The organism is Bradyrhizobium sp. CCGB12 (assembly GCF_024199845.1).
Lineage (GTDB): Bacteria > Pseudomonadota > Alphaproteobacteria > Rhizobiales > Xanthobacteraceae > Bradyrhizobium.
In genome coordinates this window covers 684,690-697,763 of sequence record NZ_JANADO010000001.1, presented here as the reverse complement: position 1 = coordinate 697,763, position 13,074 = coordinate 684,690, and the positions used below count along the sequence as shown (strand labels likewise).

Sequence of the window (13,074 nt, the reverse complement as noted above, 5' to 3'; positions counted from 1 at the left end):
TCAGGAGCGGCCCAAGTCAGGGAGGAACTCAGGAGCCGTTGGCTTTAACGAAAGCCCACGTTCCATTTCGAATGGTGATCATTGCCGGAGCATCGACCGCAAAGCCCAGGTGATCCTGCGCAGTCAGGTTGAATACGCCATGGGTCGCCGGTAAGTTGGCGGTATGCTCGATCTCGTCACGCAGCGCCTGACGGAATTCCGGCGTGCCGGGCTTGGCCTTGGCTGCGGCCTTCGGAATGGCGTTCTTGAGAAGAAGCCATGCATCGTATGCATTCGCACCGAATGTCGAGAGCGAGTTGGGACCGTAGGTCTCCTCGTAGAGCTTCTTATACTCCAAACCGGTCGCTTTGGTCGGCTGATCGTCCGGCAGTTGATCGACCACGATGACCGGTCCGCTTGGCAGCAGAGTGCCCTCGACGTTCTTCCCACCCACGCGAAGGAAGTCGTTATTGATGACACCGGAGGTCTGGTAGATCTTACCCTTATAGCCGCGCTCACGGAGCGTAACCTGCGGAAGCACAGCCGGGGTGCCAGATGCGCCGATCAGTACCGCGTCCGGATTGGCGGACATGACCTTCAGAACCTGAGCCGTGACGCTTGTGTCGGTCCGATTGTACTTCTCCCAGGCGCCCATCGTTACGCCATTTCGCTCGGCCGCCTTCTGGAGTTCCGCGCCCCATCCTTCTCCGTAGGCATCATTGAAACCGATGTAGGCCAGCGTCTTCACGCCGGTCGACTTCATGTGCCGCGCCACGGTCTCCGCGATCATGCTGTCGTGGTACGGCGTCTTGAACACCCAACGGCGTTGCGCGTCCATCGGATCGACGATCCGCGCCGAGGCTCCGAGGCTGATCATCGGCGTCTGTGCGCCGTTGGCGACCTCGATCATCGCAAGCGAGTTGGGAGTCGTGCTGGAACCGATGATGGCATCGACCTTGTCTTCCGACGTGAGCTTCTCCGCATTCTTGCGGGCGGCGGTCGTGTCGGACGCATCATCGAGTATGACCCACTCGATCGAGACCCCTCCGACCGATTTGGGGAGCAGTTGAAGCGTGTTGCGCTCCGGGATTCCGAGCGATGCCGCAGGACCGGTCGTCGACAGCGTCGCCCCCAGCTTGACTTGCCCAAAAGCAGGACCGGCGACCGTCGCCAGCACCGCCGCCAAATAGATCTTCCACATGTTACCCTCCTTACGCTCCCTAGGAATCTTGATGATTATTCCGCCGCGACGAGCTGGACACCGGTCTGAGGCCCAGCACCCGCCACGCGCTGATCTGCCGCGACGACGTCGCCATCCCGCACCATCGCTTCGCCATCGAGGAGCACCGTGCAATTCCGCATCGGGATATCGATATGACATGGCGAGTTGTTGCGACCGCCAGCTTCGGAATTTGGCCCGGTCGAGAACAGGAAGTTTCCGTAGAACGACCGACCATCCATCCCGAGAGTGCGCGACTTGTCATGCTGCATTTGAAGGGCCGTCCATTTCGCCCTCGGCTGCAGACCGTACCCCACATGCGATATCCCATAGGCGCCGGGGTCGTTGTAGCTGGCCATGTACTCCTTGAGGTATTCGGCCTCGAATCCGCCCTCGATCGATCGGATCAGGCCACGCTCAATTCGCAGCGTGATCCGCGACGTCGCATACATCTTAAACGGAAAGAGCATGTCGCCGACGTCAATGACGACCGTCCCATCACCCTGCCCCTCATTAGGCCAGGTCGACGTAAAGCCGCTCGGCCAGTGGTCCCAATGACCGGGCTCGTCGGCGTATCCATATTCCGGCAAGGACGGAAACTGACCAATCGGCAAAACGAGGTCAGTGCCGGCCGCCGACGTCACCTTCATGGTCTTCGCTCGCCGCAATCGCGCGTCACATGCCATGACGCGCCGCTTGTCGTCCTCGGTGGGAATCATGCGCGCCAGGATTTCCGGCGGCTCGAGCACCATGAGCATACGCGTGCCGGCTTTCAGGATCTCGATTTGCTCGGGCGAATGCAGGAGCCCCATCAGATCGGCGACGAACGAGACATTCTTCAGCGTCTCGATCGCGGCACGATTCCCGGTGAGAGGAGTGACACCGACAAAGGACGTTCGGTCAGCGCCGACAGTACGGATCGGCGCGGCCGGCGGAATATGGAGCTGGAAGGTCGTACAGCCCAATTCCTGCGATGCGCGCATGGCAGCACGGAAGTTGCGCTCGTTCGAAGCAGCGCCAGTCAACACACAAACCGTTTCGCCCGGCTTCACACGGGAGAGCCGCAAGACCTCAAGCCACATCGCGGCATCATTCAGACTCTCTGAGTACATATGACAATCTCCTTTGCGGTCGTCAGGCTGCGACGGATTTGAGCTGCGAAAGGAACGCGATCACGTCCTGGCTGTGAACGATGTCCGCGTACTTCTGCGACAGATCAAACAGGCTTGCATCGTGGGGAGACTGGGCGCGGTCGCCGACGCAATCGGCAGGGACAATCGGGCGGAAACCATGGCACAGCCCATCCAGCACCGTCGCGCGCACGCAGCCGCTGGTCGTGCAGCCCGTTACGACGATGGTGTCAACGCCGCGACCGTTCAGCAATCCGTGCAGACCGGTCTCAAAGAAGACCGACGGCAACCTCTTATCGAGAACGATCTCGCCGGGCACCGGAGCTAGTTCATCGATGATGTGACTTGCCGGATTGTTCTTGGTCAGCGACTTGAGGCGCGGAACTTTCAGACAGTGAACCGTCGCGTCGGACCCATCCTCGGCATAGATGATGCGAGAGAAGACGACCGGGCATTTGGCGGCACGGAAAGCCTGCAGCACGGGCAGCGTGCTCGCAGCCGCCGCAGCGATATTGCCTCCTCCGAAAAGCTGCGGGTCAACGAATCCGTTGACGAAGTCGACAATCAGCAGCGCCGGGGAACGCCCGAATCCAAGCTTGTGACCGAACTGCTGCCTCTTGAAGACCTCGATCTCGTCAGGACCCATTTTTCCTCCCACGGGCGGATTGTTTAGAATTAGAATTTGTATACATATGGCGATATGTATACATATAGGAAAAATATTTCTTGGCAAGGGCCAAAATTCGGCTAACAGCGCCGAAAAGCTGTGCGATATGTATCCAAATAAGGCTAGGAGGACAAAATGAGCTTTGTTGGCAGCCACGTGCCTCGGCGCGAGGACATGAGGTTCATTACGGGCCGCGGTGGCTACACGGACGACCTGAAACGCGTGGGAATGACCCACGCCGCTTTCGTCCGAAGCCCCTTCGCTCACGCTCGGATCATCTCGATCGACACGGCAGAAGCGACGCAGATGCCGGGGGTGCTCGCCGTTCTGACGGGGGCTATGTGGGCAGCCGAAGGCCGTGGAGAGATGCCGACGATCGCACCCGTCCGGTTTCCGGACGGCTCGCCCATGAACGAGGCATCTCGCCCAGTGTTCGCGGTCGATATCGTTCGCCACGTCGGAGACACAGTGGCTGTCGTCGTGGCGGAGACCAGATGGCAAGCGCTTGACGCGCTCGACAGGATATTGGTCGACTATGAGCCCCTGCCCGCTGTCGTGGAAGCTGCCGATGCCCTGGCAGAGGGAGCAGAGCTCGTTCATCCCCAGTTTGGGACGAACGTGACGTTCGTCAACACGGTCGGCGACGAAGCGGCGGTGCGAGCAGCATTCGCGCGCGCGGACTATGTTGGTGAGCTCGAGGTCGTCGCCAACCGTATCACGGCCAATGCGATGGAGCCGCGCACCTATCTCGGCGAATACGACAAGTCACGTGATCACTACACGCTCACTGCCAGCACGCAGATCCCCCACCTGGTGAAAAACTGGCTGGCCGACGACTCCCTGCGCGTGCCGGAGCATCAGATCCGGGTGGTGGCTCCTGACGTCGGAGGCGGGTTCGGGCCGAAGAATACTCACTATGGCGAAGAGGCCGCCGTGCTGTGGGCGGCACAGAAAGTCGGCCGGCCCGTGAAGTTCGTCGCGACCCGCAGCGAGTCGCTGATTACCGACGCTCACGGCAGAGACCACGTTACACGCTGTCGAATTGCAATGAGCAAGCAAGGCGAAATCCTCGGCATAGAAGCCAGGACGATTGCCAATCTGGGCGCGTACATGACCGCGTTTGGCCCGAGCATTCCTGCGCACTACTATCCGCGTGTTCTGGCCGGCCTTTACAGGACGAAGGCGATCTTTTGCCATATCACGGGTGTCTACACGCACACGGTACCCGTCGAGGCCTATCGCGGGGCTGGGCGGCCGGAGGGGATCTACGTGCTCGAGCGTCTGCTCGAGAACGCCGCTCGCGATCTCGGCATCGAAGTCTGCGAAATCAGGCGTCGCAACTTCATTGCGCCTACCGACTGCCCATATGAGACCACCATTGGAGTGACCTACGACTCCTGCGACCCTGATGGACTTCTCAACAAGCTGACCAATCTCGCCTCTTATGACGATCTTCGCCGCGAGCAGCGAAAGCTTCGCGGACAAGGCATCCGAATGGGCATTGGTCTTGCCGGCTTTGTCGATTGTGCTGGCGCGCCCAGCCGGGTCGCGGCGAAGATCGGCCGCCGTATCGGAGGATATGACGTCGCCACCGTGCGCGTGCATCCATCAGGGAAAGTGACCCTGTTTTGCGGTACGCACTCGCACGGACAGGGACATGAAACATCGTTCTGTCAAATCGCGGCGGACACGCTTGGGGTCCCCTATGAAAATATCGAGCTCGTCGAAGGTGACACCGACCGCATCCCGAACGGTCTTGGGACCTGGGGATCCCGCTCGCTTTTCCTCATGGGTCCTGCGATCGCGCGAGCCAGCGGACGCATCATCGATAAGTGCAAGCGGCAGTTCGCGCACCTGATGGAATGTTCAACAGAGGACGTCGCTTACCAGCAGGGCGTGTTCGAGCTTGTGGGCACCGACCGCAAGATGACGTTCACCGAGGTCGCGCGCTGGTGCTATCGCGGTCACGACTACCCGCAGGACATGGAAATGGGGCTGGAAGAGACAGTCTTCTACGATCCGCCTGCCCGAAACACTCCCTCCGGAATGCAGCTCGCCGTGGTCATCGTCGATCCAGATACCGGCCAGGTCCGTGTCCGCAACTTCGCGGCGATCGACGACTGCGGAAAGGTCGTGAATCCCCAGATCGTCGAGGGGCAATTGCATGGCGGAGCCGCGCAAGGCATCGGCCAAGCACTCATGGAGCAGTGCACCTATGATCGCGACAGCGGCCAGCTGATTGCCGGATCCTTCATGGACTACGCGATGCCGCGCGCCGACGATCTTCCGTCCTTCCTGTTCGAATCGCAGGAGACCCTGTCTCCCAACAACCCGCTGGGCGTAAAGGGAGCCGGCGAGAGTGGCAGTATCGCCGCTCCGGCCGCGATCGTGAACGCAGTCGTCGACGCCTTGTGGGACTTGGGAGTGCGAGAGATCAACATGCCCTTGACGCCGCGCAGGGTATGGCACGCGATCCGCGACGCGCGCTCGCAAGAGCATTCAGCCGGTACTCAGCTTCCGGACGGACGGTGGAAAGCCGACTTTCGAAACCTTGCAGCGACGAGCCTCTAACGTGTCTGAGAACATCTTTACTGTCGCCAACTTTCGGCTGCAGCGCGGTGGCACGCTGCCGGAGGCCAAGCTTGCGTACAAGACCTACGGCACGCTTTCGCGGGCCAAGGACAACGCTGTGCTTTTTCCCACCTGGTTCGGAACGAAGCATTCCTCGAACGAATGGCTCATCGGTCCCGGGAAAGCCCTCGATACCGACAAATGGTTCGTGATCGTGCCGGGCATACTTGGCAACGGCGCCTCCTCGTCGCCCAGCAACACACCCGCCCCGTTTGACCGCGGTCGCTTTCCTCTCGCTACGCTACTCGACAACATTCGCCTTCAGTACGCGTTGCTGAAGGCAGTCTTCCTCATCGAGCGCCTTCATGCGGTGATTGGCAGATCGATGGGCGCCCAGCAGGCCTATCAATGGGCCAGTCTGTATCCGGACATGGTTCCCCGAGTCCTTCCGTTTTGCGGTTCGGCACGAACCAGCCGGTTTAACTACGTGTTTCTAGCGGGTTTGAAGGCAGCCCTCACCGGCGATGCCAGCTGGAAGAATGGCGAGTATGAGACACCGCCCCTCGGGGGCCTCCATGCTGTCGGGCGCCTCTATGCATCCTGGGCACTAAGCTACCGCTTTTATGACAGGCAACTGGATCAAACGATGCTCGGCTTTTCCAGTCCCGAAGACTTCATGACACGGTACTGGGAGAAGACCTTTGAAGGCCGAGATGCGAACGATCTATTGGCGCAAATCGCCACGTGGCAGCAGGCTGATATCAGCGATAATGAGACATTCGGCGGCGACTTGAAGCGCGCACTCGGTGCGATCCGCGCCCGGACGATCGTCATGCCCTGTCGAACAGATCAGTATTTTCTAGTCGCCGACTCTGAGCGGGAAGTGCAGTTGATCGCCGACGCTGAGCTGCGCGTAATCGAGTCCGATTGGGGGCACCGGGCCGGCACGGGAGGCACCGACCCGGTTGACATCGCCTTTATCGAGCGCGCGGTCACCGATGTCCTAGAAGACAGGCGACCGCGTTAGCGCCTGGGATGTCATTGCCAAGACAGCGCGCGCGCACCAAGGCAATGATGCCGGTGAGGGTCGGCACCGGCACATTCGCGTGTTTGGCGAGTTCGACAACTGCGTCGCACAGCGAGGCGGTCTCCAATGTCCTCCCCGCTTCAAAGTCTTGAAGCATCGACGTCTTGAAGGCGCCAAACGTCGCGCTGTAGGCTAACCTGGCCTCGACATCGACCTCCTGAATAATCTTCAGCGCACGCCCCACCGCCGCGACTTCCTCCATTATCTCGGCGGCCACTGCACGCGCTGCAGAATTACCCAGAATGTCCCTGAGCGTCCAACCGGTCACCACAGAGACCGGATTAAGTGCGGCATTGTTCAGCAGCTTCAGCCACAAGCTTTTGCGGATGTTAGGGTCGAGTTCTACCGTAATACCAGATCCGGCAAAAACTCGTAGGACGGCGCTGGCCCGCTCGATCTCAGAGGGAATAGCAGGGCCGACGCTAAGAGACGAGCCAAAGACGTGGTGAACCACGCCGGCGCGCTCGGTCCTGGCGCCTATGTTGACCACGGCTCCAACGACTTTTGCCGTATCAACGAGGGCGGAGAGCAAGCCCTGTTCGTCGACAGCCTCCAGTTGGCGTGGCGCCTTCGCGCTTCCATGCGGGAGCCACCACGGAACCCCATTCATAGCCGTCATCACGACACGCGAGCTCTCCAATAGATGTTCGAGCTCTCGCGCTGATGTGGTTAGCTGGTGTCCTTTCAATGCAAGAATGAGTAGGTCGAAACCATCTGCCCCCTGAACTGCCGCCACCTTCACACGTTGCCGCGAGCCGCGACCGTCTGCTCCAAACAATTCGATGCCGTCGCGGGACAGCTGGTCGACAGCCGTGGGCCGCGCCAAAATCGTTACATCGCGGCCAGCTCTGCGCAGATGATGAGCAAGAAGTAGTCCGATGGCACCTGGTCCCACTATCCCGATGCTTTCAGCCATCCTAGATCTCGTAAAGCCGGGGATCGATCTTGCGTCGCAGCGCCTCGAATATGCGGCGTGCGCCGTCGCCGCGTGGATCGAATGACTTGAGCTGGCGTGTCGATCGCTCGGCCACTACAGCAGGTATTTCGATGGTCGGCGAACCATACGAATGAGTGGCCACCTGAATTTGGCAGGCTCTCTCCAGCCGCCAAAGAAGGTAGAACGCTTCAGGAATCGACGGGCCACACGCCAGGAGCCCATGATTTCGCAAGATCATGGCGCTCTTGTCGCCGAGGGACGCAAGCAATCGCGGCCCCTCGTCCTGATCGACCGTAATACCCTCGTAGTCGTGATAGGCGACCTCGTTGTATAGTTGTGCAGCATAAAAGTTGGTGCATTCCAGTCCCAAGGACAGCGCGGCTACCGCGCATCCGGCAGTGGTATGGGTGTGCGCGATACAGCGAGCATCCGGACGGGCGCGATGGATGACGCTGTGGATCAGGAATCCCGCCGGATTCACATCGTGCCCTGAGCCATCGACCGCTCGACCATCGAGGTCAATTTTGACCAGGTTGGAGGCCGTTACTTCGTCATAGGTCAGGCCAAACGGATTGATCAGGAAGTGACGCTCCTCGCCAGGCAACTCGAAAGTGATGTGGTTAAAAATCAGCTCCGTCCAACCGAGCGCGTTGAATATCCTGTAGCACGCCGCGAGCTCGCACCTCAGTTTCCATTCAGAATCCGACCAAGCGGACGTAACCGTCCCACGGAGCTGTTCGTTCATATTCGGTTCCTCAAGATAAACGGGCGATGGCGGATGCGATACGTTGACAGGCCGCGGTCAGCTGGCCTTCCGACACAACGAAAGACATTCGGAGATGATGTCTGGCTCCAAAAATTGATCCGGGAACGGTTGAAACGGCCGCAGAGTTGAGAAGGTATGTCGCAAGCGCAACATCATCCTCGATGAGCGTGCCGCCCGGCGTCCTCCGACCGATCAGCTTCTCGATGGACGGAAACGCGTAGAAGGCTCCGGAGGGGTAGCGGCAGCTCAATCCTTCGATTTGGTTCAGAAAGCCGACCAGGATGTCACGCCTCCTGCTGTAGGCCTGCCGCCAGCTCTCTAGGAACTCTTGAGGCCCCGTTAGCGCCGCTTCGGCTGCGACCTGGCCCACCGCGCTCGGCGTCCAGCTCGATATCGTCTGCACGTATCCCATGGCGGCCATGAGATCGCGGGGGCCCAGCGCGTAACCAATTCGCCAACCCGTCATCGCGTACGTCTTGCTCACGCCATTCACGACAACCGTGCGGTCCTTGAGATCGGGCGCGACATTCACAATATTCTTGGCCGCTCCCTCGAATACCGTCTTCTCATATATATCGTCGGAAATGATCAGAATGTCAGGATGACGCCGCAGGAGAACCGCAAGAGCTGCAAGGTCAGCGGTCGACAAAACCACGCCAGAGGGATTGCATGGTGAATTGAGAATGATCCACCGCGTGCGAGACGAGATTGCCGCCTCAAGCGCGCCGAGGGGAATGGCACCTGTGTCGTCAGCGGCCAGCACACAGACCGGGACACCTCCCTGCGCAACGATCATATCCGCGTACGGCGAGTAATACGGAACCAGCAGGATCACCTCGTCTCCTGGATGGAGCGTGGCTCGCATGGCATTGGACAACGCTTGGGTGGCGCCGGTGCTGATTATGATCTCGTCAATCTCGTACCGGAGGTCGTTCTCCCTCTCATACTTCTGACGCACGGCTTCCTTCAGCGCGAGTGTGCCAGTCATTTCGGTGTATCGCATTTGCCCCGTTGAAACCGCTCGGCAAGCTGCTTCGCTGATCCACTCCGGGGTCGAAAATCCACTCTCCCCCATGGCAAGGGAGATGACGTCTACGCCCGCTCGGCGCAGGGCCTCCGTCGCACTCGTGATGCGCTGAAATGCCGAAGGTTTGGCCATCGGAATTGCGAGTTGCAGTCGGGCCTGACGCCTAGGCCTCAGTTCAGTCGCCTCGGAAGTCGTCACGCTGCGGCACCTCCCATTTGAGCCCAAGGATTAGGCCGGAGGAGGAACATTTCGGAAACGAGAATCCCTCATCGTCGGCATGAGTTTTGCCAATTTGCCTATGGGACGGCCCACCTCCATGCTCGGGCAGTGGATCGAGCGAGAGGATCATGAAGGAAACGTGCAAACTTCGGGTCAATGGAAAAGAGGTTTCTCTCGAGATCGACCCGCGAACGCTTCTGGTCGAAGCATTGCGCGAAACTCTCGGCCTCACCGGCACCCACGTCGGCTGCGACACTTCGCAATGCGGTTGCTGTACCGTCCTGGTGAATGGCGAGGCGATTAAGTCGTGCACGATCTTGGCGATCCAAGCGGCGGGGAAGTCCGTCACGACGATTGAAGGTCTCGAGGCCGCCGACGGCACCCTCCATCCTGTGCAACGCGCATTCGTCGAGCACCATGGCCTGCAATGCGGTTATTGCACGCCTGGATTTGTCATGAGCTCGGTCGAGCTGGTCGATCGGTACGACGATCTCGACGAAGAGAGCGTGCGGCACCTTATTGAAGGTAATATCTGCCGGTGCACCGGCTATCATAATATTGTCCGGGCCATCCTCGCCGCCGCGGCAGAGAAGAAGGCAACGCCCGACGCTTGGACGAACACTGATGTATAACTTCAACTACATTCGGCCTCACGATATTGAGGAGGCCAGCTCTCTCTTGGCCAATGACGACGACGCAAAGGTCGTTTCTGGTGGCATGAGCTTGCTCCCAAGCATGAAGCTGCGTCTGGCACAGCCCAGCGCGCTAATCGACTTGAGTGCGCTCGATGCTTTGAAGGGAATTGAGGTCACTGCGAACACTGTTACGATCGGCGCGATGACCCGCCATGCTGATGTGGTACGCTCCAAACAGATCGCGGGCGCGATCCCAGCCATCGTGAAGCTTGCGAGCAACATCGGCGATCGCCAGGTCAGAAATCGAGGGACGATCGGCGGCTCGGTCGCCAACTCAGATCCTGCCGCCTGTTATCCGTCGTCGCTCCTTGCCCTGCGCGCGGTCGTCACAACGTCCAAGAGGTCCATCCCGGCTGATGAATTCTTCAAGGGGCTGTTCGAAACGGCCCTTGATCCCACCGAGCTGATTACCTCGATCCGCTTCGAAATACCGCTTGCGGCTGACTACCAGAAGTTCAAGCAACCCGCATCGCGCTTTGCGCTCGTTGGCGCTTTCGTGGCGAAATATCGGGACGAGGTTCGCGTCGGGATCACAGGCACAAAGGCCTGCGCCTTTCGATGGCATGAAGCGGAAGACGCTCTCCAGGAACGATTTGCCCCGGATGCGCTCGACGGCCTGTACTTACCAGAGACCGACGTGAATTCTGACATTCACGCAGATGCCGAATACCGCGTCCATCTGGCTAACGTGATGGTGCGCCGAGCAGTCGAGCAATGTCTTTCATGCTTGGGCTAGATGAGGAGGCGCCTCGCACGCGCCGATATTGGATCACTTTGCTCGAGCGCGCCTTCGGCGCTCTCATCTCCGGCATCCGGGGCTCGCTCGTTACGCTCTCGAAATATCCCCCAATCCACTGATCATTGGGTGGGTGACTACTCCTAGTGGGCGTAATCACCCAATGTATCCAGAAGTTCAGGTCGTTATCGCTGCAGCAAAGTTCGCGAAGAACTGTTCTGCCGTTTTACTGGCAACACCATTGATAAGGCGATTGCCGAGTTGGGCGATTTTTCCTCCAACGTCAGCCTCGACTTCGTAGCGCAACAGGCACCCTCCGGCCGGCTCGACAGTGTCACTGAGCTCGACACGGGCGCCGCCCTTGGCAAATCCGGCGATACCGCCCTCGCCCTGGCCGACGATCCGATAGCCATTTGGCGGATCCATGTCCTTTAGTTCGACCGCTCCTTTGAAGGTCGCTCCCACCGGTCCGACCTTGATCTTCACGGTAGCACGAAAGGCATTGTCACCGACCTGCTCGAGCTCCTGGCAACCAGGGACGGAAACCTTGAGTATTTCCGGATCGTTCAACTTCGCCCAGACTGTTTCACGGTCGGCCGCAAGCACGACTTCACCCTTCATCGTCATTGCCATAACAATCGATATCCTTCCGAAGGACCGGGGCCGATGCCCATTCCGGTCTGTTGATCAAGGCAGTCTTTCACCCGGCTGGGAGACGCTAGCTAGCGACCGCAGGCGCGTCCCCGATCCAGACACCAAAGGACTAACGCCAGAGCATCAGCCCTCGGAGTGCGATCTAAGAAACGCAGCGGCTCCATGCAGCGCAAGCGCCGCGGATCCACCAGCATCTCGTTGCCTTGATCTGGTTAGGGCACCCACCCCGAAGCTCGCAAACGAGAAGCTTCAATGATGATGATGACTTCTTCCAATACGCCCGCAAGCACATAGGCGGGATCGTCAAGCTACTTGCCTGCACGACGACGGCTGGACGGAGCTCCGGCGGGTTTGCTCTCAGCAGCGTCCGACTTCTCCTCGATACGTCCCTGGTCTTGCATTGACGCCGGCGCATCGTGTTCGCGCGATGGGGCGACTGTATCGCTGTTTCTCGAAGGCGCTTCCAGCAGACCACGTAGATGAGCGGCCGCCGTCGCGCCCTTGATCGCGCCCCGCCACATCTCACCGGCGACTTTCTCGTGCAGCGCCGTTGCCTCGGGCGCTGAGGTGATCATGGCCACTCCAAGCCGGATGTTCGGCTGTTCGCCGAGGCGGAACGGACTGACCGTCAGCATCTTGGTGTCCGCCATTCGGAATATCTGGAAATGTGTGTGCGGAAGTGATTCCGTCACGACTCCTATCTGGACTCCGATCGCGTCTTCCTCGATCACTTTCGCGAAATGCTCGACCTCGGCGCGCGCCATCGCGCGCCTTTCTTCGAGTTCGGCACCGACGATCGATGGATTACCGACAAACCCACTTTGCACAAAGCGCCGGATCTCTCGAGCAGAGATCAGATTGAGTATTCCTGGCTTCCGCCGCCGGTAGATTTCTTTGCGCTGTGCGAGGATCTCCATGATCTGGTTGACTTGCGTCACGTGCTTCTGGCGGTCAGGCAAATCCTGCGGAAGACTTTCCTTCAGCACGGTGTCCAGCATGCCGAGAAAGTTCTCCGATGAGAGAAGGAACGATATCGGCCCGGAGAGCACCATAATGTGCTCCGCGGTCTCCTCGAACTGGCGCATGCGCTCAAAATAGCTCACGGCCGAGGGCATGTATTCGATGCCCACGCCCAGTAGCGTCGGCATCGAAACCTGTAGAAGTTCCGATAGCTTCTCAAGCGTCTCGATTTTGGCTAGTTCGCCTTTTTCGAATCTGTAGAGTGCCGTGCGAGATATGCCAACGCGGCGCGCGATCTCGTCCGCGCTCAGGCCGGATCCCATGCGGAAAGCACGAAGCCTGTTTGCGATCTCTTGATAGCGGATGGCCACGTTAGCCCCTATTGCTGCCTAGACGGAAACCCTACTCCTGTGCTGCTTTACAGCCC

12 protein-coding genes are annotated in these 13,074 nt (G+C 59.5%); 4 read left to right on the top strand and 8 right to left on the bottom strand.

The window, feature by feature from the left end; all coding sequences use genetic code 11:
• Positions 1 to 28: 28 nt before the first annotated feature.
• From NLM27_RS03220 to NLM27_RS03210, 3 genes are read right to left on the bottom strand one after another with little or no spacing between them, the layout of a single operon-like run.
• Positions 29 to 1,180 carry an ABC transporter substrate-binding protein gene (locus NLM27_RS03220; protein ID WP_254141962.1) on the bottom strand — a complete coding sequence of 384 codons (1,152 nt, stop codon included), beginning with the start codon at positions 1,178 to 1,180 and terminating at the stop codon, positions 29 to 31.
• A gap of 35 nt (positions 1,181 to 1,215) precedes the next feature.
• Positions 1,216 to 2,310 (bottom strand): 2,5-dihydroxypyridine 5,6-dioxygenase, encoded by a 1,095-nt coding sequence (locus tag NLM27_RS03215; protein ID WP_254141961.1) that lies wholly within the window; start codon positions 2,308 to 2,310, stop codon positions 1,216 to 1,218.
• A gap of 22 nt (positions 2,311 to 2,332) precedes the next feature.
• The gene (locus NLM27_RS03210; RefSeq protein ID WP_254141960.1) at positions 2,333 to 2,974 is read right to left on the bottom strand and encodes an isochorismatase family protein; all 642 of its coding nucleotides are present in this window, start codon (positions 2,972 to 2,974) and stop codon (positions 2,333 to 2,335) included.
• Positions 2,975 to 3,130: 156 nt separating this feature from the next.
• Here NLM27_RS03210 and NLM27_RS03205 point away from each other — a divergent pair, with 156 nt between their 5' ends.
• Both NLM27_RS03205 and NLM27_RS03200 read left to right on the top strand, forming a co-directional pair.
• Entirely contained in the window at positions 3,131 to 5,566 is a 2,436-nt protein-coding gene (locus NLM27_RS03205) for a xanthine dehydrogenase family protein molybdopterin-binding subunit (RefSeq protein ID WP_254141959.1), read from the top strand.
• A 1-nt stretch (position 5,567) separates the two neighbouring features.
• Entirely contained in the window at positions 5,568 to 6,593 is a 1,026-nt protein-coding gene (locus NLM27_RS03200; protein WP_254141958.1) for an alpha/beta fold hydrolase, read from the top strand.
• Here NLM27_RS03200 and NLM27_RS03195 read toward each other — a convergent pair.
• From NLM27_RS03195 to NLM27_RS03185, 3 genes are read right to left on the bottom strand one after another with little or no spacing between them, the layout of a single operon-like run.
• A complete protein-coding gene (locus tag NLM27_RS03195; protein WP_254141957.1) occupies positions 6,559 to 7,569 on the bottom strand; it encodes a ketopantoate reductase family protein in 1,011 nt (336 codons plus the stop codon). The two genes, NLM27_RS03200 and NLM27_RS03195, sit on opposite strands and share 35 nt — an antisense overlap.
• Before the next feature lies 1 nt (position 7,570).
• Positions 7,571 to 8,335, bottom strand: coding sequence for a class II aldolase/adducin family protein (locus tag NLM27_RS03190; RefSeq protein WP_254141956.1), 765 nt, complete (start codon positions 8,333 to 8,335; stop codon positions 7,571 to 7,573).
• 10 nt (positions 8,336 to 8,345) lie between these two features.
• Positions 8,346 to 9,515, bottom strand: a complete 1,170-nt coding sequence (locus tag NLM27_RS03185; RefSeq protein WP_254141955.1) for a pyridoxal phosphate-dependent aminotransferase — start codon at positions 9,513 to 9,515, stop codon at positions 8,346 to 8,348.
• A 215-nt stretch (positions 9,516 to 9,730) separates the two neighbouring features.
• Here NLM27_RS03185 and NLM27_RS03180 point away from each other — a divergent pair, with 215 nt between their 5' ends.
• A complete protein-coding gene (locus NLM27_RS03180; RefSeq protein WP_254141954.1) occupies positions 9,731 to 10,234 on the top strand; it encodes a (2Fe-2S)-binding protein in 504 nt (167 codons plus the stop codon).
• Positions 10,227 to 11,033 (top strand): xanthine dehydrogenase family protein subunit M, encoded by an 807-nt coding sequence (locus NLM27_RS03175; protein WP_254141953.1) that lies wholly within the window; start codon positions 10,227 to 10,229, stop codon positions 11,031 to 11,033. Before NLM27_RS03180 ends, NLM27_RS03175 begins: the two co-directional genes overlap by 8 nt.
• A gap of 177 nt (positions 11,034 to 11,210) precedes the next feature.
• Here NLM27_RS03175 and NLM27_RS03170 read toward each other — a convergent pair whose 3' ends face one another.
• On the bottom strand, positions 11,211 to 11,666 hold the full coding sequence (locus NLM27_RS03170) for a CoxG family protein (protein ID WP_254141952.1): 456 nt from the start codon (positions 11,664 to 11,666) through the stop codon (positions 11,211 to 11,213).
• A gap of 329 nt (positions 11,667 to 11,995) precedes the next feature.
• Positions 11,996 to 13,018 (bottom strand): helix-turn-helix domain-containing protein, encoded by a 1,023-nt coding sequence (locus NLM27_RS03165; protein ID WP_254141951.1) that lies wholly within the window; start codon positions 13,016 to 13,018, stop codon positions 11,996 to 11,998.
• Between the last annotated feature and the right edge of the window lie 56 nt (positions 13,019 to 13,074).